Origin of the sequence: Paraburkholderia xenovorans LB400 (assembly GCF_000013645.1) — a bacterium.
GTDB classification, from domain to species: Bacteria; Pseudomonadota; Gammaproteobacteria; order Burkholderiales; family Burkholderiaceae; genus Paraburkholderia; species Paraburkholderia xenovorans.
In genome coordinates this window covers 1,412,357-1,433,421 of the sequence record NC_007952.1, presented here as the reverse complement: position 1 = coordinate 1,433,421, position 21,065 = coordinate 1,412,357, and the positions used below count along the sequence as shown (strand labels likewise).

The 21,065-nt window shown below is 61.2% G+C and carries 19 protein-coding genes and 1 pseudogene; 6 read left to right on the top strand and 14 right to left on the bottom strand.

Annotation, left to right across the window (positions count from 1 at the left end):
• The first annotated feature begins 9 nt into the window (after positions 1-9).
• Together BXE_RS28340 and BXE_RS28335 are read left to right on the top strand one after the other, a co-directional pair.
• Positions 10-642 carry a cytochrome b/b6 domain-containing protein gene (locus BXE_RS28340; protein ID WP_011491559.1) on the top strand — a complete coding sequence of 211 codons (633 nt, stop codon included), beginning with the start codon at positions 10-12 and terminating at the stop codon, positions 640-642.
• Positions 639-1,415 (top strand): molybdopterin-dependent oxidoreductase, encoded by a 777-nt coding sequence (locus BXE_RS28335; RefSeq protein WP_011491558.1) that lies wholly within the window; start codon positions 639-641, stop codon positions 1,413-1,415. Before BXE_RS28340 ends, BXE_RS28335 begins: the two co-directional genes overlap by 4 nt.
• Positions 1,416-1,433: 18 nt before the next feature.
• Here BXE_RS28335 and BXE_RS28330 read toward each other — a convergent pair whose 3' ends face one another.
• Positions 1,434-2,402 carry an AraC family transcriptional regulator gene (locus BXE_RS28330; protein WP_011491557.1) on the bottom strand — a complete coding sequence of 323 codons (969 nt, stop codon included), beginning with the start codon at positions 2,400-2,402 and terminating at the stop codon, positions 1,434-1,436.
• Between the two features lie 318 nt (positions 2,403-2,720).
• Here BXE_RS28330 and BXE_RS28325 point away from each other — a divergent pair, with 318 nt between their 5' ends.
• The 3 genes and pseudogenes from BXE_RS28325 to BXE_RS46025 form a co-directional block, all read left to right on the top strand.
• Positions 2,721-3,773, top strand: coding sequence for an NAD(P)-dependent alcohol dehydrogenase (locus tag BXE_RS28325; protein WP_011491556.1), 1,053 nt, complete (start codon positions 2,721-2,723; stop codon positions 3,771-3,773).
• A gap of 716 nt (positions 3,774-4,489) precedes the next feature.
• On the top strand, positions 4,490-5,446 hold the full coding sequence (locus tag BXE_RS28320; RefSeq protein ID WP_007176956.1) for a LysR family transcriptional regulator: 957 nt from the start codon (positions 4,490-4,492) through the stop codon (positions 5,444-5,446).
• 486 nt (positions 5,447-5,932) lie between these two features.
• Positions 5,933-6,052, top strand: a pseudogene (locus BXE_RS46025) (DotU family type IV/VI secretion system protein); the annotation flags it as partial.
• A 285-nt stretch (positions 6,053-6,337) separates the two neighbouring features.
• Here the strand turns inward: BXE_RS46025 and BXE_RS28315 are convergent.
• From BXE_RS28315 to BXE_RS28260, 13 genes are all read right to left on the bottom strand, one after another.
• Positions 6,338-7,456: an aldose epimerase family protein gene (locus BXE_RS28315; protein WP_011491553.1), complete on the bottom strand. Its 1,119-nt coding sequence runs from the start codon at positions 7,454-7,456 to the stop codon at positions 6,338-6,340.
• Positions 7,453-7,752, bottom strand: a complete 300-nt coding sequence (locus BXE_RS28310) for a hypothetical protein (RefSeq protein ID WP_148223018.1) — start codon at positions 7,750-7,752, stop codon at positions 7,453-7,455. Before BXE_RS28310 ends, BXE_RS28315 begins: the two co-directional genes overlap by 4 nt.
• Positions 7,753-7,802: 50 nt before the next feature.
• The gene (locus BXE_RS44605; protein WP_081435586.1) at positions 7,803-8,432 is read right to left on the bottom strand and encodes an ABC transporter substrate-binding protein; all 630 of its coding nucleotides are present in this window, start codon (positions 8,430-8,432) and stop codon (positions 7,803-7,805) included.
• The gene (locus BXE_RS28305; RefSeq protein ID WP_011491552.1) at positions 8,425-9,117 is read right to left on the bottom strand and encodes an HAD family hydrolase; all 693 of its coding nucleotides are present in this window, start codon (positions 9,115-9,117) and stop codon (positions 8,425-8,427) included. The genes BXE_RS44605 and BXE_RS28305 overlap by 8 nt, the downstream gene beginning before the upstream one ends.
• Before the next feature lie 19 nt (positions 9,118-9,136).
• Positions 9,137-10,342 carry an MFS transporter gene (locus BXE_RS28300; protein WP_011491551.1) on the bottom strand — a complete coding sequence of 402 codons (1,206 nt, stop codon included), beginning with the start codon at positions 10,340-10,342 and terminating at the stop codon, positions 9,137-9,139.
• A gap of 16 nt (positions 10,343-10,358) precedes the next feature.
• On the bottom strand, positions 10,359-10,955 hold the full coding sequence (locus BXE_RS28295; RefSeq protein ID WP_011491550.1) for an NUDIX domain-containing protein: 597 nt from the start codon (positions 10,953-10,955) through the stop codon (positions 10,359-10,361).
• A gap of 996 nt (positions 10,956-11,951) precedes the next feature.
• Entirely contained in the window at positions 11,952-13,439 is a 1,488-nt protein-coding gene (gene zwf / locus BXE_RS28290; protein ID WP_011491549.1) for a glucose-6-phosphate dehydrogenase, read from the bottom strand.
• 239 nt (positions 13,440-13,678) lie between these two features.
• Positions 13,679-14,614 (bottom strand): bifunctional Delta(1)-pyrroline-2-carboxylate/Delta(1)-piperideine-2-carboxylate reductase, encoded by a 936-nt coding sequence (gene lhpI / locus BXE_RS28285; protein WP_040125389.1) that lies wholly within the window; start codon positions 14,612-14,614, stop codon positions 13,679-13,681.
• 188 nt (positions 14,615-14,802) lie between these two features.
• On the bottom strand, positions 14,803-15,060 hold the full coding sequence (locus BXE_RS28280) for a hypothetical protein (RefSeq protein ID WP_040124793.1): 258 nt from the start codon (positions 15,058-15,060) through the stop codon (positions 14,803-14,805).
• A gap of 112 nt (positions 15,061-15,172) precedes the next feature.
• A complete protein-coding gene (locus BXE_RS43455) occupies positions 15,173-16,738 on the bottom strand; it encodes an enterotoxin A family protein (protein WP_148223016.1) in 1,566 nt (521 codons plus the stop codon).
• On the bottom strand, positions 16,680-17,348 hold the full coding sequence (locus BXE_RS28270) for a hypothetical protein (protein WP_011491546.1): 669 nt from the start codon (positions 17,346-17,348) through the stop codon (positions 16,680-16,682). Before BXE_RS28270 ends, BXE_RS43455 begins: the two co-directional genes overlap by 59 nt.
• An 84-nt stretch (positions 17,349-17,432) precedes the next feature.
• Positions 17,433-17,699 carry a hypothetical protein gene (locus BXE_RS28265; protein WP_040124796.1) on the bottom strand — a complete coding sequence of 89 codons (267 nt, stop codon included), beginning with the start codon at positions 17,697-17,699 and terminating at the stop codon, positions 17,433-17,435.
• A 630-nt stretch (positions 17,700-18,329) separates the two neighbouring features.
• On the bottom strand, positions 18,330-19,670 hold the full coding sequence (locus BXE_RS28260; RefSeq protein WP_011491544.1) for an NAD(P)/FAD-dependent oxidoreductase: 1,341 nt from the start codon (positions 19,668-19,670) through the stop codon (positions 18,330-18,332).
• 517 nt (positions 19,671-20,187) lie between these two features.
• Here BXE_RS28260 and BXE_RS28255 point away from each other — a divergent pair.
• Positions 20,188-21,042: a helix-turn-helix domain-containing protein gene (locus tag BXE_RS28255; protein ID WP_040124799.1), complete on the top strand. Its 855-nt coding sequence runs from the start codon at positions 20,188-20,190 to the stop codon at positions 21,040-21,042.
• The last annotated feature ends 23 nt before the right edge of the window (positions 21,043-21,065 follow it).

Here is a 21,065-nt window from a genome sequence, read left to right as displayed (position 1 = left end):
CTCCGCACCATGCCCGAACCGCAAAAGCGCCTGCTCGTCCACCCGCTCGTCGTGCGCATCACGCACTGGATCAACGCGTTTGCGATGGTCTGCATGGTGATGAGCGGCTGGGCCATCTATAACGCGTCGCCCTTTTTCCCGTTCAGATTTCCGGTGTGGGCGACTGTTGGCGGATGGCTCGGCGGCTCGATCGCCTGGCATTTCGCCGCGATGTGGCTGCTGTGCGCAAACGGACTGCTGTACTTCGCGTATGGCCTCGGACGTGGTCATTTCCGGCGCAAGCTGTTGCCGGTTCATCCGCGCGACGTGATACACGACGCAAGCCTCGCGGTGCGGTTCAGGTTGCCGCACGATACCGGCAGATATAACGCGGTGCAGCGTGCGCTGTACCTGCTCGTACTCTGCCTTGGCGTGTTGCTGGTCGCATCGGGGTTATCCATCTGGAAGCCGGTGCAATTCTCCTGGCTCACCGCGCTATTCGGCGGCTTCGATTTCGCACGCCGCGTGCATTTCATCGCGATGGCGGGCGTGGTCGGCTTCGTCGTCGTGCATCTGGCGCTGGTGCTGCTGGTGCCGCGCACCCTGCTGCCCATGCTGACCGGTCGCGCACCGCGCGCAGCCCATGAAGGGGGCCAGGCATGAGCGCATCTGAACGCAACGGCGACGCCCGCAAATCCCGCATTGTCCTTGCGGATCATCAGCCGCAAATCGAGCGGCTGCAACGGCGCCTGTTCCTGCGCTCGTCGCTCTCCATTGGCGCACTGGCCATGCTATCCGGCTGCAACATGCAGGACGGTGATTCGGTCGACAAGGTGCTGTGGGCCATGTCGCGCTGGAACGACCGCGTGCAGGGCTGGCTATTCGATCGCAACAAGCTCGCGCCGACCTATTCGGCGCGCGAAATCACCGACCCGTTCCCGTTCAACGCGTTTTATCCGGAGTTCGATGCGCCGGATATCGACGGCTCGACGTATCAACTGGAAGTCTCGGGACTCGTGTCCGACAAGCGCAGCTGGAACCTCGACCAGTTGCGCGCATTGCCGCAGGTTTCGCAGATCACGCGCCACATCTGCATTGAAGGATGGAGCGCGATAGGACAATGGCGCGGCGTACCGTTTCGCACGTTTCTGGAACGCGTCGGCGCCGATCTGAGCGCACGCTATGTCGGCTTCAAATGCGCGGACCGCTATTACTCCAGTCTCGACATGGCAACGGCCCTGCATCCGCAGACGCAACTCACGCTCGATTTCCGCAATGAGCCGCTGCCGGCCAAATACGGCTATCCGCTGAAATTGCGCGTGCCGACCAAGCTCGGCTTCAAGAATCCCAAGCACATCGCGGCGATCTTCGTGACGAACACGAATCCCGGCGGCTATTGGGAAGATCAGGGCTATAACTGGTTCAGCGGGCTGTAATGGCGCTCGCGTGTCTGGTCATACGGCGGTGACGTAACGCGCCACCGGCTTGACCACGCGCGGCGGCGGCGCATCGTAGAGCGTGCGCATGCGTTTGACCTCGTCGACCGGGCTCAGCCCGAACAGGCGCTTGAATTCGCGGCTGAATTGCGACGCGCTTTCATAACCGACGCGCGCGGCCGCCGCGCCCGCATTCAAACCATCCTGCACCATCAGCAAACGCGCGTGATGCAAGCGCGTGGTCTTCACGTATTGCATCGGCGAAGTGGCCGTGACGGCTTTGAACTGCGCATGAAACACGGCGAGGCTCATGCCTGCTTCCGACGCCAGCGTTTCGACGTCGAGTTCGCCGTGGTAATCGGCATGAATCCGCCTCAATGCTTTGGCGATCCGGCCGAAATGATTCTGATGCGTGAGCGCCGCGCGAATCGCGTCGCCCTGCTCGCCGGTCAGCACGCGATAACAGATCTCGCGCACTACGCCTGGCGCGAGAATGCGTGCGTCGAGCGGCGAAGCCAGCGCTTCCATGAGGCGCTGCACCGCATTGCATAGCGCAGGATCGAGCGGCGTCGAATAGATGCCGACGGGTTCGTTCTGCGCGGCGCCCTGGGTCTCGTTCAACGCCATCAGCAATTCGGCCACCATAGTGAGATCGACGCGCACCGAGATGGCGAGGAACGGCTCTTCCGGGCTCGCCTCGGTCTCGCATTCGAACGGCAACGGCACGGAAAGCACCAGATACTGCTGCGCGTCGTACTGGAACACCTGATCGCCGAGAAAGCCGCGCTTGCGCCCCTGGCAGACGATCACGATGCTCGGCTCGTACATGACCGGCATGCGCGGCATGGGACTATTCGCGCGCATCAGGTTGACGCCTTCGAGACTCGTGCGCGTGAAGCCCGGGTTCGGTGCGAGCGCGTCGAATAATGCGATCACGCGCTGCTGAGCGGGATCGGCCGGGGCGGGTTCAACGGATCGGGTTGACATGACGGTATAGTGACGTGCAAGAGAATAATGCTTGAAATTTAGCACCAAACGAACTATCGCGCTGCTCACCAGGAGTTTTAGGCAAATCTTCAAGACATTCAGGTATTCCCGGGCTGCCTTCCCGCTCCTATCATGGGAACCCTGCCGGATCATCCTTTTCCGCGCTGCGCCGGGCTCGGTTGCCAATTCCGTGTTTGACGAATTTGCCAGCCACCGCCCGCGCCGTGATCCCGGTTCATGACGAGGTTGGCCACATCGGCAACATGCGTTGCCCATCGCCGGCGCCTTACGATTTCACCCTCTTTGCTGGAGCTACCCATGAGCACGACTTATGCCTATGCAGCGACCGACGCTACCGCGCCGCTCGCCCCGTTCGAAATCCAGCGCCGCGAACTTCGCGCCCATGACGTGCAGATGGAAGTTCTGTTTTGCGGCGTTTGCCATTCCGATTTGCATCAGGCGCGCAACGAATGGAAGAACACGGTTTTTCCGGTGGTACCGGGCCATGAAATCGTGGGCCGCGTGACCGCGGTCGGTCCGGACGTGACGAAGCACAAGGTCGGCGATCTGGTCGGCGTTGGCTGTCTGGTCGATTCGTGCCGTACGTGTGCGAGTTGCGAGGAAGGACTTGAACAGTACTGCGAGAACGGATTTGTCGGCACGTATAACGGTGTCGACCGGGTCGACGGTCAGATCACTTACGGCGGCTATTCCACGCAACTCGTCGTGGACGAAGAGTTCACGCTGAGCGTGCCGGACAATCTCGACCCTGCCGGCGTGGCGCCGCTGCTGTGCGCGGGCATCACGACGTATTCGCCGCTGCGCACCTGGGGTGCGGGTCCCGGCAAGAAGGTCGGCATTGTCGGCCTTGGCGGCCTGGGTCATATGGGCGTGAAGCTCGCGCATGCGATGGGTGCGCATGTCGTGCTGTTCACCACGTCGCCCTCGAAGATCGAGGATGCGAAGCGCCTGGGTGCGCATGAGGTGGTGATTTCGAAGAATGCCGCAGAAATGGAAGCGCATTTGAACAGCTTCGATTTCATTCTGAATACCGTGGCTGCGCAGCATGATCTGAATCCGTTTCTGAATCTGCTCAAGCGTGATGGGACGATGACGCTGGTCGGCGCGCCCGAGCATGATCATCCGTCGCCGCAGGTATTCAATCTGATTTTCAAGCGTCGCCGGCTGGCTGGGTCGCTGATTGGCGGGATTGCCGAGACGCAGGAGATGCTGGATTTTTGCGGTGAGCATGGGATTACTTCGGATATCGAGGTGATTCCTATGCAGGGGATTAATGAGGCTTATGAACGGATGCTGAAGAGTGATGTTAAGTATCGGTTTGTGATTGATCTGGATTCCTTGCGGAAGTAAGGGGGTGGGCCGCGCTGCGGTGGGTTTTTTGCCTTGCGGCGCGGTGGTTTGTGCTTTTTGTTCTTTTTTTTGTTCTTTTTTTTTGTTCTTTTTTTGTTGGCCTTTCCTTGAGTTCTTTGTGGTCTATTAGGGTTGCCCCTGTGCGGGGCGGCACTCACTTTCTTTGCGGCCGCAAAGAAAGTAAGCAAAGAAAGCGGCTCACACCGCCAGCTCTTAAGCGGGTCCCCTGGCTTGGAGGGGGTAGTGGCGCATCTGGAATCCGTGCCCTCGCGCATTCAGCCCAGGTGACAAGGCCGTCATACTTCCGGCGGCGCTGCGCGCGCCGCAGCGGTAATTCATGGAGTGGGCCTGGCGTCGCCGAGGCGAAGCCGACGGCGCCGCGGCGCGCTACTCCCGACGCTTTCCCATGCAAACCCGTCCGCGACGCACGAAGTGCGGAGTGGGAGCTGATGATGGCTTTGTCACTGACGCGGAATGTGCGAGCGCACGGATTCCAGATGCGCCACTGCCGTGGCTGTGCGAGGCCTCCACTTAAGAATTAGCGGTGTGAGCCGCTTTCTTTGCTTACTTTCTTTGCGGCCGCAAAGAAAGTGAGTGCCGCCCCGCACAGGGGCAACCCTAATAGACCACAAAGAACTCAAGGAAAGGCCAACAAAAAAAAGCACAAACCCCAAACCGCCACGCCGCAGGCAAAAAATCCAACTGGAGCAAAAACCGTGATCGACAGAATAACCGCAATGCGTACATTCATCCGAATCGTGGACACCAACAGCTTCACCCGCGCAGCGGAATCCCTAAACATTCCACGCGCCACCGCGACCACCATCGTCCAGAATCTGGAAGCGCTACTAGGCACCGCCCTCCTCGCCCGCACCACGCGGCGTCTGAGCGTCACGCCCGAAGGCGCGGCCTACTACGAGCGCTGCGCGCAAATCCTCGCCGACATCGACGAAATGGAAGCCAGCATCCGCCACGCCACGGATAACCTGACCGGCCGTCTACGCATCGAAATGCCCGGCGCGGTAGCCAGCACCATCGTCCTGCCGGCACTGGACGACTTTCACACGCGCTACCCAAACCTCGATCTCGCCATCGGCATCAGCAACCGCACAGTCGATCTGATCTCCGAAGCAATCGACTGCAGCATCCAGTTAGGCGAACTGCCGGATTCGAATCTGGTCGCGCGCCAACTCGGCACCCTCGAACACGTAACCTGCGCAAGTCCGGCCTACCTGGCCCGCTACGGCACGCCCACAGACCTCGACGATCTGCGTGGACACGTCGCCGTCAATTGCATGTCGCCGCATAACGGGCGCGAAGTGGACTTCGATTTCGAAGTGGATGGCGACGCGCAAAACGTCAAGGTAAAAGGTTTCGTCAAAGTCAGCGACGAACAGGCCTATCTCACCTGCGGCCTGCAAGGCCTCGGCCTGATCCAGCCCGCCCGGATCGCCGCGCAACCCTATCTGGACTCAGGCCTCTTGCGCGAAGTCCTGCCGCAATGGAAGCCGGTGCCCATGCCAGTCTCGGTCGCCTACGTGAAGAATCGCCGCGTGTCCCCGCGTGTGCGCGCGTTTGTCGACTGGCTGGCAGAGTTGTTCGAGAAAGCGGAGCATGTCGATCAGGATCTCTCACGTGTCCGTCAGTTGCTGCGCGGCCTGCATCCCGCCTGAGGCGGGTTCAATGCAGGCGCGCCACGCGGCAAAAAAACCTCGAACTCAAAAGAGTCAGGATTATCGAAGCGATCGACAACCGTCATCTTCTACCATTCCGCCGACAGCGAACTCGTCTGGCCGGTAGCACTGCCATCGTTGACGCCGGAAAAGCTCGTATCGCCCCCCGCACACTTATCCACGCCCTGCGTGCCAAATGAAGGCTGCGTCAATTCGCCTGGCATCGGCGTGCCCGCGCCACTATGGCTGGCGTGCCTGCTGTGCCGAACCCGTGCATGCGCCCCAATGACCGTCGCATACGCACCAGCGGCACAACGGTCTTCAAGGAAGCCACGCTGCCACACTCTTTAACGCGTTCCGCCAGTTCCGCATTGCCGGTAGCACTCGCGCTAGCCTTTGTCGGCTTATCCGCTGCCACGGTTCTGGTATCCGCCGGTTTGGTCCGTGCGACGAGCGCGGCCAATAGATCGGCATCCGAATCGTCTTTTGAAGCGTTACTGTCCGCGTGGGCCGATCGGTGCGGTATTCGCGCGGGTTGGGCTGCTGGCTTATCTCGGACTGAACACTTATCTGCGCGATCAGACCTTGCGCTCGCTCGCGCCGTAGCAAGCACAATGTTAGAAGGAAGCTCTCCCGACTACGGAAAAAGCACACAGTCCGATAAGACATGCATGATGCTTCGATGGCGCATGAGCTGGTTCGCAGTATGGTTTGCACTGGGGACAACTCTCGCCTGGGCGTAGACCATAATGAATTTGTCACCGTTGTGACAATAAAAGTGTCACTTCGCCGCGAACTCAATCGGTACCTGGAGCGACTGGCCTTGACCGCCGTCGAACCGTCGGTGGCCAGCGTGGGCGACTTCCTGCGACAACTTCCCCCGCACCGCAATCATATTTGACCTCCCTTCGCTGGATCCCATAGTCCGTCGTTCTTCCCATAGCCACCCAGAAGTCCGACTCGATAAATCGTCGTCGAACGAAAAATGTCACCGGGCCGCAACACCGTGCTTGGAAAAGCCGGCACATTCGGTGAATTCGGAAAATGCTGAGCTTCCAGACAGAAGCCATCTGATTGCCGGTAAGCCCGTCCCGACAATCCGCTATAGCGTCCGTTTAGTACGTTGCCACTATGCAGTTGCAAACCGGGTTCCGTAGTCAGAACCTCGAGGGTGCGTCCACGCGAGCCCTCGCTCACCCAGGCGGCCAACTGTGGTTGCAATGAGTGCTCAGCGCCCGATAGTACGAAGCAGTGGTCGTAACCGCGTCCGAGGCGAATCTGCGGATCATCGGATCGAATATCACGCCCAAGCGGCTTTGCTTTCCGAAAATCGAAAACAGTGCCCGCGACGCCGTGCAACTGACCGATTGGTATCAATTCTTCGTCCACCGGCAAATAATGATCGGCGAATATCGCTACCTCATGGTGAAGCGCGCTGCCACTGCCCTCACCCGCCAGGTTGAAGTACGCGTGATTGGTCGTGTTGAATACAGTGGGAGCGTCGGTTTGCGCTTCAAAGTCGATGATGACATCACCCGGCGCGGCGAGCGTATACGTCACGGCAATGGCCAACGCCCCCGGAAATCCTTGATCGCCGCATGGACTGTCCAGTTCCAGACGAACCTTCGGGCTACCCGCCTGGTCGACCACGTTCGCTACGCGCCAAGGCCGGCGATCAAATCCCCGTGGCCCCCCGTGAATGGAATGCTGACCTTCGTTGCGTTCGATCCGGTATTCAACGCCATCGAGATCGAAGCACCCTCGCGCGATACGATTCGCATACCGCCCCATCGTCGTCCCCATACGGCCCGGTGCTGAAACGTAATCCTCGAGCGTCGGATAGCCGAGTACTACCGACGCAAACTGGCCTTCGATGTCAGGTGCCCACAGAGCCTGCAACGCCGCTCCCAGGGAGATCACGTCTATCGAGAAGCCGCTCTCCAGCGACAGTGTTATACGCTCAATCCGTTCACCATCGGGTAGCACACCGAAAGTCGACCGTTCAATCATTGCCTCTCTCCCGCGAAACGTCGTGCGCCATCATCCCGCGAGTTGATCAGCATGCCGAACTGACGCAATACGATGTCACGTTCGCGCCCGGCACGTTCGGCATCCAACTCGAAATACGTTTGCGTCTTCGCCTGGTGATGCACGATCTTGGCGTGGCTCTCAAAGTAGGGTATTGCGGCGGCTGACGTGAGCCACGCAAGGACGCGTTCGCATGCCTGCTGGTGAACCGTGCCGCGTAACATCCCATATACCTCTGATTCCATTCCTGTCGCTTCTGACGGCAATGCGATTTCCACTCCTATGCCCGCCTGCCGGCGCCGCGCCGCGGCAATCTGAACAGTAACGCCTACCGCGATGCCTCCAGTCCGGCTCTTTGGGCAGGCTCCCATGCAGAACCAGGATAGTCGATTACGTTGCGATCAATGTCGTGCATCAATTGCCAGCCATCACGATCGCCAAAGCACTGTATCAGTGTAGACAACGCCAGGTAGCCAGCCCCTGAACGACGCGGATCGGGAAACACGATTCCCCCTGCGAGCATTGGATCGGCCAGAGCGGACCAGGAGGCAGGCACGGCTAATCCGCGTTGCCTGAGTAGCGACGGATCGACAACGAATGCGGTCGAGAATGCCGTCGGACGGCAGAATCCGTCGGTCTCGGAGCACACTGCCGCAGCGTTGGAACAAAGGATACGCTCTGCGATCCCGGGCGTTTTAGCAGCCGTTTCAGCCCAACCGAGAATCAAGTCGCATTGCGCCCCCGACAGCAGATACTCGGTCAGCGTCGCTGTTGGCATGCGCCAGAGATCGATTGCCACGCCGGGCAGATGCAATTTGAGTGCAGCAAGATAATCGGCAAGCTCGTACGGTTCAAACGAACTGACTGCACGCAAACGCGCCTCTGACCCGGTACCGGTTGCGGTGTCTATCCGCACTGCGTCAGCAGGCAGATTGCTTCCTCTATATGGGTTACTCATATTTACCCCCGAATGCCGTTCCCTCTCTGGCGACCCGGTCAAGGATGTCCCACACTGCACCGGCGGTAAAGTCGTCGATCACGTCAGCCGCACCAGCGCCACGTAATGCGCCGGGTGGCAAACCGGTGCTTATCCCGAGCGTATATATGCCTGCACCCGTCGCGGATCGAATACCAGAGAGCGAATCTTCGAATGCAACCGCTTGCCGTGCTGTACCACCCAGGCGTTCGAGGCCAGTCAGATAAGGAAGCGGATCCGGCTTGCCACGCGCCAACTCGTCACCGATCACCAGTAAATCGACGCACTCCGTCAAACCGAGCCCGTTCAGCATTAACTCGGCATTCTGCCGTGGCGCGTTCGTCACTATTGCGACACCGACATCATTCCGGGCTGCCCAATCGAAGACATCGATAGCGCCACGGGTAGGCTCCAGGTGCTTTACCGCCGACCGGAACAGCTCCTCCTTGCGGTCAGCGAGTTGCCGATGCCGGTTCTCAGGCTCGTTAGGGAACAGTTCCCGCATGATGGCGTCGTTCGGCGCGCCCATTATCCGCGTTCGGTATATCTCTGGCGTAATGCTACGCCCGAAGTCTGCGAGGAGCGTCTGATAGGCGGCGAAATGGAACTCGTCGGTATTGACGAGTGTTCCGTCCAAATCAAAAAGAAGCGTAAAGGGCGGCTGCATTTCAGTCTTCCTTCAGGTACTAGACGCCGCGAGCGCTCGATCGGGTGCACGAAGACGCGCAAAAATTGGCAACTACCATAAGCGCGGGTAACACCGCAAGAATGCCGACTGCGTTGACCAGCCCAATCGACTGGCCCAGATAGCCAAGCGCAATTGGCACGATGAGCAGCGAAACACCAACGGCTTGTGTGGCACCAACAGAAATCAGTGTTACGCGTGTTGGCGCAAGCCGAATGGCGTTACTGATAATCAACGGGAAAAAATTGCCGAGGCACATACCCGCCGTTACGAGCGAGGCGAGTGTTCCCAAGCGCAGTTCGCTGATCCATAGGGTAAAGATGGCGATACCGCCAAGCAGAATAACGGCCGGAAGCATAATGCGACCGTCGAGCACCGCCAGGAGACGGCTCGACACCAGGCGACCGAGGACGGTGCCGCCGAAAAAGAACGCCATCATACTCACGGCTTCCGCAGGGCTAAGTGAGAGGCGGATTTCAAGGTACTGTGCTCCCCAGAAGCCGACTCCCCACTCCGCTCCGATGCCGAGCACAACCATCAACCAACTCAACACCACGGAAAATGGAACCCTGCTCAAACGCGCGCCTGCATCATCATCCGGTGCAAGAAGTGGCGCCGCGCGGTCAGCCGGCATACTCGGGCCGGGAAGCGTCGCAAAGACGATGGCCAGCGCAGCTGCGCAGACTAGCAAAGCGAAACGCCATGATAACCCTGCTGCCGAGGCCTGACCGATCAACAAAGGTCCAACGAACACGCCTACTCCCGCACAGACAAAAGCCTCCACCATCGCCATGTCGCGATTCTCGGCGTGGTGCCACGCAATGCCAGCTTGCACGGCCGCCTGTACACATCCCCCGGTCAATCCCATTGCAACCGCAACGAGGAGCGTACCCGTCAAGCCGCTCACCTGCGTGATTGCAAGCACCGCCGTTACCATCGCAACCGCAGAAATCCGAATCAATGTGTTGATCTGCATGCGCTTAAGCAGCGCACTGCTCAAAAACCCGGAGGCAACAAGTCCGATCGCGTAAAACGTAAAGTGCCATCCTACCTGTACCGTGTCATAGTGAAATTCACTACTCAGGAACGGTAATGTGGAACCCAGCACCGACTGCTGGAAACCAAAAATTGTCAGCACCAGATAGAGAAACCATGTCGGCGCGTCCCTTCGGAACAGCACCTTTGGGTATAAGGAAATATCGTTCACGACTCAGCGCTCCAGTTCACTCTGCAAGCCGGCGAAGCTTTGCATATTGCAAAAGCATGATGGTCTTGCCATCCATGATGGCTCCACTTTCGACACACGCCAGCGCTTCGTCCAGCGTCATCTCGAGCACTTCAATTTCCTCGCCGTCTGCCTCCACTCCACCACCATCGCCGACCTTGTCGTTGTCGAAGTATTCACCGACGAAGAAATAGAGCCGTTCAGTGACAGAGCCTGGACTCATGAACGCTTCGAAAACCTTGCGAACGTTTTCGATCCGATAGCCGGTTTCTTCTTCGGTCTCCTTGCGAATACATGTTTCCGGGTCGTCGCGATCAAGCAGGCCGGCGCATGCTTCTATCAACATGCCGTCATGCTCGTTGACGAACGCTGGAAATCGAAACTGCCGCGTAAGCACGACAGTCTTCTTTTCGACGTTGTACAACAGGATAGTCGCGCCGTTCCCTCTATCATATGTTTCACGGCTTAACGTCTGCCAGCTTCCATCTTTTCGCTGAAAATCGAATATCGTCTTGCGTAAAACATACCAATTGTCGGACAAGAGCTCAGTCGACTTGATTCGTACACGCGCGTTTGTACTCGTTACGGCAGGCATTGATTTACTCTCCATGGGACGACAGTCGGCTCACGTTTGGCGCGTTTTTCGCAACAGCTGACAGAGGTTCTCTGAAAGCTATAGACGAATATCAGATTGAAACTCACTCACGCAAAAACGTTAGAAGCCCAGCGATTAAGCCCCTGATTTTTTTGAGAAAAACCTATCAAACATGTAGGTTGTAAAGAGATATCAATATGGCTAGAGCTGATTTCTCGGCGCAGGACGTACGCCGACCAGCGCTCAATCGTTGTGAACCACTTTTGTTGAGTCTGAATTCGCAGGTTCGAAGGCAGCGCCGTTCCGAATTAGCCTCGCATTGCATGTCGACAAGCGGAGGTGCAGACGCCCGAAAACGGAGCCCTGTCGCTAACCCTTGTTATCGATAGTCCAGCATTTTTTACTGAAACTGCCGTTTTGCGAAACGCGTCATGCCCCCTTCGTCGTCCGCCTGCCATAATCTACAGATGCCGAACGTTTCCCCTCCACCATCTTTTCCCGACAACGCGTCCCTGTCGGCGCTGCGCGCCTGGTACGCGGGCGTTGGCTCGCGCGACGGAGTTAAGCGTTATTGCCCGCAGGCGTTGCAGGAGAGCCAGTCGGCCCAACGCTGCAGAAGGGAGATCCCGGTTCGCGCGCGCTTTGGCACGTCGTTACTGGGGACGGGTAGTGTCAAATTTATTGCGGCCTACGCTGGGCGATCGCAACAGCTTTCGTTGAAATTCCGCTATGGCTTGCGGATTTCGTGAAATGGCTGCTGCGTGCGCTGTATCCCGGCTGACAGGATCCCCGATGCCTACGATATCGAGGTGTGGACTAACTTTGTACTCGTTGTTTCAGGCTATCTGATTGCAGCGGTCGTGGTTGCAAGCGCAAGCGTATTCGCAAGCGCATTCGCATGGAAACGCCTGCCCAGCACGCAACAGGCTTCCGTAACAGCAACCTTGTGTAGCCCGCCGGCATTTGCGGGCTTCTTACAGCACTGAAGAAAAAATCTTATTGCGACTCTTCCGCCCACACTGCATTTTCCCGCGCCATCAGCGCGGTGGATGCAGCCGGCCCGAACGTGCCCGCCGTATAGCCACGCGGCTTCTCGCCCGACTTGCTCCAGCCTGCCAGAATCGGCTCGGCCCACGCCCATGCTGCTTCGAGTTCGTCGCGACGCATGAAGTGCGTGAGGCGTCCGCGAATCACGTCGATCAGCAAACGCTCGTACGCTTCCGCGCGACGCTCGGTAAAAGCCTGCTGCAAATCCAGATTCAGATTCACCGGCAGCATATGCATGCCGCTGCCCGGTTCCTTGGCGAGCACCTGCAACTGGATCGACTCCTCAGGCTGCAACTGGATCACGAGCCGGTTGCCGTAGTTGCGCCCGCTATTCCCGTTCGGGATGATCGAGAAAGGCAGTTCGGAAAACTCGATGACGATCTCCGATACTTTCTTCTGCATCCGCTTGCCGGTGCGCAGGAAGAACGGCACATGCGCCCAGCGCCAGTTGTTGATATGCGCGCGCAACGCGACGAAGGTTTCGGCGCGGCTGCCTGCCGGCACGTTGTCTTCCTCGAGATAACCCTTCACCGCCTCGCCGTCCACCGCGCCGGCGGTGTACTGGCCGCGCACGGTGTCGCGCGCGATGTCTTCCGGCGTCATGGGCCGCAATGAGCGCAGCACCTTGAGCTTTTCGTCGCGAACCGCGTCCGGGTCGAGCGACACGGGCGGCTCCATCGCGACAATGCACAGCAGTTGCAGCAAGTGGTTCTGCACCATGTCGCGCAGCGCGCCGGTCTTGTCATAGAAGCCCGCGCGGCTGCCCACGCCGACCGTCTCCGCCACCGTGATCTGCACGCTCTTGATATACGGCGCCTGCCACAACGGGCCGAAAATCGGATTGCCGAAACGCAGCACCATCAGGTTCTGCACGGTTTCCTTGCCGAGGTAGTGGTCGATCCGGTAGATCTGCGCTTCGCTGAAATGCTTGCCGACCGCCGTGTTGATTTCCTGCGCGGACGCCAGATCGTGGCCCAGCGGCTTTTCGAGCACCACCCGCGAGTTGCCGTCGACCAATCCCGCCGCCGCGAGGTTATCGCAGATGTTCGTGAACAGGTCCGGCGACGTCGCGAGATAGAACACGCGGCGCACGCCCTCGCGCGACGCCTCCTTCAGCCGTTGATAGTCCTCGACTGAATCCACGTCCATGCGCACGTATTCGAACAGCGCCAGAAACTTGTCCCAGGCGGCGGCATCGAACGCTTTCTTTTCAATGAAGGGCTTTGCCTTCTGCTCCATGAATTCGTTGATGTACTCCTCACGCGACCAGGGCTTGCGGCCGATTGTGAGAATGCGGGTGTCCGGCGGCAGGTTGCAGTGCAGATGCGCCATATAGAGCGCGGGCAGCAGCTTGCGAAACGACAGGTCGCCGGTGCCGCCGAAAATGATCATGTCGAGCGGCAGGTCGGGAGTGGCAGAAGCGTGGTGGGTCGTCATAGCGCGGTCGCAGCGTCGTGAGGGATAAGGCGTGGGTGAAGGGCAGAAAAAAGCCGGCAGAAAAAAGCAGCAGTGAAACACCGTGCCGACGGCCCGGCACTCTTTTCTGACAAACGCCTATGGTGCAACGTTTTGAGATTGTTTGCACGGCAACATGTGCCGCAGGTTGGCGCAATATGCCAACCCGCGGCGTGAGCGGCCTGCCTGGAGGACTTTGTCCGGCTTTCGCCGGCAAGCCTTCAACCGCCTGACAAAGCCTCGCGCGCCACGCGGCACGCCGCCAGATCCCAGGCCGCACAGCCGACGCTTTTAAAAACGACCGGTTCTTTCTGCGGCCGCAGCGCCGGGTTGCCGAGCACCGAGGCGATCCCGCCGACCTGGGCCCAATCCACGCCCGCTTGAATGAAGTCGCCGGCCTCGTGGCGCGCGCCGGCCTCGTCGTCGACAAACAGCGCGCTGCCGGCGATGGTGCGCGCGCCGATCTCGACCATAGCGGGCGTGAATGCGCCGACGCCGATCACGAGGCGCTCCGCGCGCGCGGCTTCGTCGTAGATGGGCTGTCTGCTCGTGGTCAGCGCGATCACCACGTCGACCGACTCGGGAATCGCCGCGCCGTCCTGCGTGAACGGCCGGATCTCGCGCGCCTTGTCGTGATGCTGTGCGCAAAACGCTTCGGCGCGCGCGGGCGCACTGCCCTTCACCCACACGCGTGCTTCGGGAAACAGCTCGCCGATCGCCTCCAGATGGTTGAGCGCTTGCGTGCCGGTGCCGATCAGCAGGAACTCGCGCGGCGCGGCGGCGGCGAAGGTTTCGACGCCGAGCATCGAGATCGCCGCCGTGCGGCGCCCCGTGACGATCGGGCCGTCGAGGATGAAGAGCGTCTCGCCGGTGTCGGCGTCGAACGTCATGACTTTGCCGTGAATGGTAGGCAGGCCGCGTGGGCCGTTGGCCGGGCACACGTTGACCAGCTTGTGGATCGCGAGGTCGGGCGCGGTAGCCGGCATCGACAGCATGATGCCGCCTTCGTTGAGCGGCACGACGAGCCGTTCGGGACTTGCGATGCGCTGCTGCGCATATTCGATGCTCGCGCGCTTGAGCGCGGCGACGAGTGCGGCATACGGAATCAGCCGCGCGGTCGCGGCGGCGTCGAAAATCTGCGTGGTCGGGCGAGTCATGGGCAGCTTGTTCCAGTCCTTGGCAAGAGGTTGAGTCTGCCGGGCACCGCGCGGCAAGAGCGAGTGCGGCAGACGCGACCCCGGCTCGCGCAGATCGCACATGCGGCGGCTACGGAAGTCGGAGACAAGCGATTCTACGACGCCGCGCGAATCGAGGGGCCGGATCGCGCAGGCAGGCCGCGCCGACATCACTGCGAGTCGCGTTTGTCGCCGGCTTTGTCGTGACCCTTGAACATCGCGCGGCACGCGGGGCTGAGTTCGTCGACATGCTGCTTCATGCAGGCGGTGATCTTCTCTTTGTTGGGGATCTCCGCGGCGCAGAAGTGCATGGCGTCGCCGCGGCAGGCCTTGGTCTGTTCGTCGCGGGTGGCGGCGTTCGCCGGGGCGGCAAAAGCGGGAGCAATCACAATCAGGCTGGCGGCAAGCAGAGCATAGGTTCGATTCATGGCGGGTCCGGTGTCGCATAAGTTGGTGCAGGCCGCTCAGCAGGAAACGGACCCGGTCACGGCGCCCACCGTGAGACGGGACGGCCCCGCCATGTGCTCGCTTGCCCGCGCGTTATGCCGGCGCCTGAAGTTCGGACAGCCGCTGTCTCGTCTGCGTATAGTCCGCAAGGCGCTTCCAGATCGACTGCGGAATCTTGTAGTCGGGGTGGATCGCCTGTGACTGCGTCAACACGAACGGGGCGCCCGGCGTTTTCAGTTCGAGCGTCGCCTTGCTCGCGCCTTCGAGATTGCGCACTTCGAGCCGGTCGGGCGTAGGCGCTACCACGTAGTAGCCATCGGGAAACAGCCACGCCGCATTGCGCTCGTTCAGCCACTTTCCGAGCGGATCAGGCGCACTGCTGGATTTATCGTTCACCCGGTCGAGCCAGCTGCCGAGCGTGTCGTAGCGGCTCAGGATCGGCACTTCGGTTACGAAGTGCGTCGCCTGCGGCGCAAGCGCGCTATCGGAATCGCGTTCGAACCGGTACAGCGTGTTCGCCGTGCCCGCATCGGTATTCGTGAAGGCGGACGGGCTGGGCGGCGGACTCACGGCGTGTCCTGTCGAATCGACGATGCCCCACTCCGTCTTGAGCGCTTCGAACGGACTGGGCTTCGTGTCGTCGGTCAGGTAGGCGTGGCCGTCCGGACCGTAGGTCACCCACTTGCCGTCCGGCACATGAACCAGCCGGCTGCGGTTGTCGTAGCGAAACACGCCGTTCTGATCGTTCACGTCAGCAGGACGCCGGTCGACATACAGGCGACCATTGCTGCCGACGCGCACGACCTCGCCCTTCAGCATGTCGCCCGTGAATTGCAGCCGGCCATCGGGCGCGAGTTCCAGATTGCCGAAGTCCGGCTTGGCCTGTTTGGGAATGATGACGCCGACATAGCTGTCGTCGGGCCCCGTGAACGAAGTCGAACCGTCGCTACGGAAAACCGCCCCGGCCCCGAGCGTGCCGAACACCCCGTTGAGCAAGTCGTTCTTCGCCCGGATGGCGACAGGCCCGAGGTAGCTTTCTCCGCGTTCGAGCGAGCGGATTTTTTCCTTCGCATGGGCATAAAACTGGGCCGTTGCGAGGTTCGGGTCTTCGTGGGCCGCATAGACGGTCTTGTCTCCGCTTTCGCGTTTTTCCACGAACGGGCGACGGCTCGCGTCGCCCCACGCGGAATCGTCGGCGGCAAAGCCCGAGAGTTGCGGCTGCGGACTTGCGATGTGAGTCTGGTCGTACACGTCCCAGCGATAGTCGGGATTGGCGACGAAATCACCGACCTTGCCATCTATCACGGGCCGCCAGCCGCGAATCTGCGTGCTGTCGATGCGCCCGAGCGCGGCAACTTCGCCGTCCTCCGGCTTGCGGGTGCGCTCGCCCAGCGTCGCCGCGACATCGACCATGTTCGGCGTGGGCGCGACATCGTAGATGTAGCCCTTCTCGCCGCCGGCGAACTGCGGACTTTGCGTTGCCGTATCGAGCTTGCGGAACGCACCTAGGTAGCCGGCGCCGTCCGTGACCCCTCTGCCGGATGCGACGTCGCCGTTATGCGTGCTGAGATTGATGTTCTGCAATCGCGTCCCCTCCGCGCTAAAGCCACCCTGCTTCTTCATCTCGTCCGGCGTCACGCAGGATGGACGGTAGAGCACCAGCGGATCGGGCGACTCGCCGGTGGAACGCTTCAGTTCGTTGAGCGGGTCGCCGCCGCGATACGGGCTGCCTGGCGGCTCGGGGGGGCGGCGGCAAATCGACTCGTGGTGGCGTCAGACTTACGTAGGGTCTGCGCGGCATGGACAGGTCGAGCGGCTGCTCCTGCACAGGCTGTGGCGCCGGCTGCCGGGCGGGCTGTTGTGCGCTCCCGGACAGATCGAGCGGCAGATCTTCGAGCGCATAGGCTCCGATGTCGCGCGGATTCGAGCCGCTCGCGTGGGCCTCGGTCGGAAAGTAATAACTGGTCGAGAAACCGACGATCCTGCTGGCCACCTCACGATACGCGTTGTTATAGAAATCGTTCAATGCATAGGCCATCTGATCGAAATTCGCGTACTCGAACGTGCCTGAATTGCTTTCGTTTACCTGGTAGCGATCGTTTCGATAATCCGGGTCGCGAAATAGCCTCTGGATCCCGACCACATGCCCGTCGATCCCGCCTGGCACGTACGTTCTGCCGTTACGGTCGGGAATCAGCTGATAGTACAGGTTGATGTTCGCGAAATCGTTCGGCCTTTGCTGGATCTCACCTGCCGAGGTTCGAACCATGAACGGCGAGCCGAAGTTTCGCCGCAGGTCGTCGATGAGTCCGTCGGCACTGTACCCGTTTCTCGCGGCCTGGCTTGCGGGGTCCTAGTGCCTGATGTGACCGGGCAGTTCCGCCGGCTGGGAAAAGCGCGTGAACTGTTGATGGGCGCGCTCGATCTCCGTCATGACCGCGTCGTGTACCTGGCCTCCTGATTTCAATTGGCCTCTCACACTGGCCGCGGCCGACAGCAGCGTCGAACCGCCGCTCGCGGCCACTCGCTCGAGATGCAGCACCGAGCCCGAGCACAATGATTCCCGGCACACGCCCGGCAGCGTTTGCGGATCGTCGTTGATTGCCGGCCGATACAGCATGTTGAACGCGTTCGCCTGCAGAGCCGTGGTTTGAATGTCCGGAGGTGCAGCGAGAGGCGGGCCGCAGGGTGATCGTGTGTCCGTTGTATTGGACCTGAACGGGCGCCCCGGGTGGCGGCGGAGTCTGCGGCGCGGGCGAGCGCCTGGCCCGCCCGGTCCGCTCGGCCGGTGCCGGCTCGGGCTCCGGCTTCGATACATCGGCGGTCCTTTCACGCCCCGACCGCGTCTGCGTCGCGCCGGCATTCGCGCCGGCAAAGCCGGCCTGCCAATGCGGGACTTCTCCCATAAGCTCACGCAACAGGTCGTCGCGCGACGGGGCTCGCGGCAGCTGCGCGGCGGGCCCGTGCGCATTAGCCGATAAATCCTCGCTTGCCGGAAAACGGGAAACTGCGCTCTGGTTTACAGCGAATACCTTCATGGACTGCTCTCCCTCCATTGTGATGACAGCACCGGAAATGCGGGACGGTCGGGCGACGGTCTGCCATGCCGCACCAATGTCCCGCTGGAGAGATGAAAACCCGACGAAGGTTGCAGAAGGTAATGCAGGACGCTGCCGCTTGCATCGCAAGGGCGGCGCCATGCAGTGGTGATGTCCGAAATGACGCGTGAAGCGGCGCTTACGGGTAAGGTCTACAGCATGCTGCGCGGCCGCTGCATCGTGCCGTCGAAGAAACGCTGCAACCGGAACGCCGACAGATCGAGCGACGCCTCGCCGCCATCGTTCAGTTCCGCGAGCAGTTTGCCGACAATCGGTCCCATCGCGAAACCGTGGCCGCAAAAGCCGGTGGCGATCGTCAGACCGCTGACCTGCGCTGGCGCGTCGATCACCGGAATGCCGTCGGGCAGCACGTCGATCAGGCCGGCCCACGATTCGACCACCTGCGCGTCTTTCAACGCGGGAAACAGGGCGCGCAGTTTTTTCAGCGCGTCCGGCGCGTGACGCCCGTTCGGCTGCGGGTTCGGATCGCGCGGATGCAGCACACGTTCGTTTTCCGGCACGCCGCCCGGCAGACGGTCGCGCAGATCGCGCAGACACGCGCCGTTCAGATGGAAGCTGAATTTCTCGCGCTGCGCCCACAACTCCGGCAGAAACCATTTGAGCGCGCGGAAATGGCCGAGCGTCATATCGACGTCGACCTGCATGTCGTCGGCGAGATTGATCGCGCCGTTCGCGCGTTGCCGCACGCCCAGACCGTGCCCCCAGAACGTCGATGCGGTGATGCGCGGCAGCGGATTGGTGCGCATGCAGGTGCCGCGCACAGCCTGTTGCGGCAGTTCGAGCCCGAGCGTTTCGAGCAGACGCCAGCTGCTCGCGCCGGCCGCGCAGATGAAGCGCGAAGTGCGCAGCGTGCCGCGCTCGGTCACCACGCCGGCAATCGCGCCGCCCGCGCGCTCGACGCCGATCACCCCGCAGCCTTCGAAAAACAGCGCGCCGGCTTCGGCCGCCCGCGCCGCGAAGGCGGCCGCGACGCGGCGCGGCTCCGCCTGACCGTCGCTCGGGGTGTAGAGGCCGCCGAGCGCCGGACCTTGCATGCCGGTCACGACCGTGTCGATCTGCTTGCGCTCGATCGTGCGGGTATCCAGCCCGTATTGACGCGCGACCTCCATCCATTGCTGGAACGAGCTCCAGTCTTCTTCGCCGGTCGCCACGTAGAGACAGCCGCCCTGACGCCATTCGAGGTCGAAATCCAGCTCGCTTTCGAGTTTCTCCCACAGCTTGATGCCGGCCATCATCAGCGGCACTTCGGCGGCTTCACGGCCCTGCTGGCGCACGAATCCCCACGCCCGCGACGACTGCTGCCCGGCAATCCGCGATTTGTCGAGCACCACCACCGAGAGCCCGCGGCGCGCCAGATAGTAGGCGGCCGCGCAGCCCATGATGCCGGCGCCGGCGATCACCACGTCGGCATGTTTCGGGAACACCTGGTCAGCGGGCGTGAAGTTCGCGTGCAGCGGGTAAGTGGTGGTCATCAGACTGGCGGGTTTTAAGTGTGGACATAATCTTCGCAGGCGGCCCGGCGGTTCGCAATGCCCTGGTGCCCAAGGCCGGTGCGGGCGCGGAAGCGAATGAAGCACCGTTTATCCGTCACGGACGATATCGGCACTTGATTCGCGACGCAGATATCGGCCCAATGGCCGCGCAACGGCTGCCCGCCGGCCAGGCATTCCGGAGCGCCTGCCGCGCCGGAGACATCGGCGCAGACATCGGCGCAGACATATTTCTCCGCCGATGCAGCGCGGCTTCCCCGGTACTCGGTAAAATACGTTTTGATGCTCCATGCATAAAAACATCGCCGCGCCGGTCCGTTCCGACTCTCGCACCAACGGGCTTTGCGGCGGTCAACAAAACTGCAGACTGCGATACTTTTTACGGTACATTTGCTGTCCCCTGCGTAGCCGCGCCAATGCGCATCGAATGTGCATGGCCGTGTTGCGCCTGTCGTATCGCGCTCCCAGTACCCTTTAAGACGGCGGATTCTCACGCAGTATGGCCAACGAAACACACTCACCTGACTCCATCGCAGTCGCCGAGCGCGTGCGCGAGTTGATGAGCCGGCACGGAATCGGCAAGCGCCAGCAGACCACGGAGCTGTGCCGCATTCTCGACCTGAGTTTTTCACAGGGGCACCGCAAGCTGCGCGGCAACAGCCCGTGGACTCTCTCGCAAATCAAGAAGGTTGCCGAGGTGTTCGGCGAACCGGCCGCCCAGCTGTTCGGCGCGCAATCGCTCGATCCGGGCATGGTCGGCGCGATCGCCCAGGAAGCCGTGTTCTGCATTGGCGCAATCGAACTGGCCTGCACGGCCTGGGTCGGCGCCGCGCTCGAGGCGGGCAGCCGCCCCGAATTCGTCGCCTACGCGAGGCTCGGTCAATGGCGCGTGGCGCGTCACGACGGCACGCTTTACCAGAGCGCGTACGAGGTTCACAAGATCGAGATCTATCCGCGCCGCGCCGAAACCGACAAGCCGACCATCGCCGTGGTCGACGACGATCAGGCAAGCGCCGACAACCTGCGCGACTATCTGGAGCGCAGCGGCTTCGCGGCGGTCGCGATCTACGGACTGGCGGCGTTCGCCGAACAACTGCAAGCCCAGGTGTTCGACGGTGTCGTGATCGACTGGCTGTTCGGCTCGCAGACCTCGGCGGCCGCGATTCGCGCGGTGCGCGGCTCGGAAAACCCGGACGCGCCGATTTTCGTGCTGACCGGCGAATTGCTGACGGGCAAGGCCAGCGAGTCGGAGATCAGCCAGGTGATCCGCAATTACGACGTCGCGTGCTATGAAAAGCCTGCGCGCATGGCGATTCTGGTGGCCGATCTGTCGAAGCGGTTGAACCGGCCGTAAGCGGCCGCAGGCGGTCTCAAGCG

Bases quoted from the DNA above. Each gene is read 5' to 3' on its own strand.
- BXE_RS28340 (WP_011491559.1), top strand. From the start codon at position 10: ATGCCCGAACCGCAAAAGCGCCTGCTCGTCCACCCGCTCGTCGTGCGC.
- BXE_RS28335 (WP_011491558.1), top strand. From the start codon at position 639: ATGAGCGCATCTGAACGCAACGGCGACGCCCGCAAATCCCGCATTGTC.
- BXE_RS28330 (WP_011491557.1), bottom strand. From the start codon at position 2,402: ATGTCAACCCGATCCGTTGAACCCGCCCCGGCCGATCCCGCTCAGCAG.
- BXE_RS28325 (WP_011491556.1), top strand. From the start codon at position 2,721: ATGAGCACGACTTATGCCTATGCAGCGACCGACGCTACCGCGCCGCTC.
- BXE_RS28315 (WP_011491553.1), bottom strand. From the start codon at position 7,456: ATGATTGAACGGTCGACTTTCGGTGTGCTACCCGATGGTGAACGGATT.
- BXE_RS44605 (WP_081435586.1), bottom strand. From the start codon at position 8,432: ATGAGTAACCCATATAGAGGAAGCAATCTGCCTGCTGACGCAGTGCGG.
- BXE_RS28305 (WP_011491552.1), bottom strand. From the start codon at position 9,117: ATGCAGCCGCCCTTTACGCTTCTTTTTGATTTGGACGGAACACTCGTC.
- BXE_RS28295 (WP_011491550.1), bottom strand. From the start codon at position 10,955: ATGCCTGCCGTAACGAGTACAAACGCGCGTGTACGAATCAAGTCGACT.
- zwf (WP_011491549.1), bottom strand. From the start codon at position 13,439: ATGACGACCCACCACGCTTCTGCCACTCCCGACCTGCCGCTCGACATG.
- lhpI (WP_040125389.1), bottom strand. From the start codon at position 14,614: ATGACTCGCCCGACCACGCAGATTTTCGACGCCGCCGCGACCGCGCGG.
- BXE_RS28280 (WP_040124793.1), bottom strand. From the start codon at position 15,060: ATGAATCGAACCTATGCTCTGCTTGCCGCCAGCCTGATTGTGATTGCT.
- BXE_RS28270 (WP_011491546.1), bottom strand. From the start codon at position 17,348: ATGGTTCGAACCTCGGCAGGTGAGATCCAGCAAAGGCCGAACGATTTC.
- BXE_RS28265 (WP_040124796.1), bottom strand. From the start codon at position 17,699: ATGCTGTATCGGCCGGCAATCAACGACGATCCGCAAACGCTGCCGGGC.
- BXE_RS28260 (WP_011491544.1), bottom strand. From the start codon at position 19,670: ATGACCACCACTTACCCGCTGCACGCGAACTTCACGCCCGCTGACCAG.
- BXE_RS28255 (WP_040124799.1), top strand. From the start codon at position 20,188: ATGGCCAACGAAACACACTCACCTGACTCCATCGCAGTCGCCGAGCGC.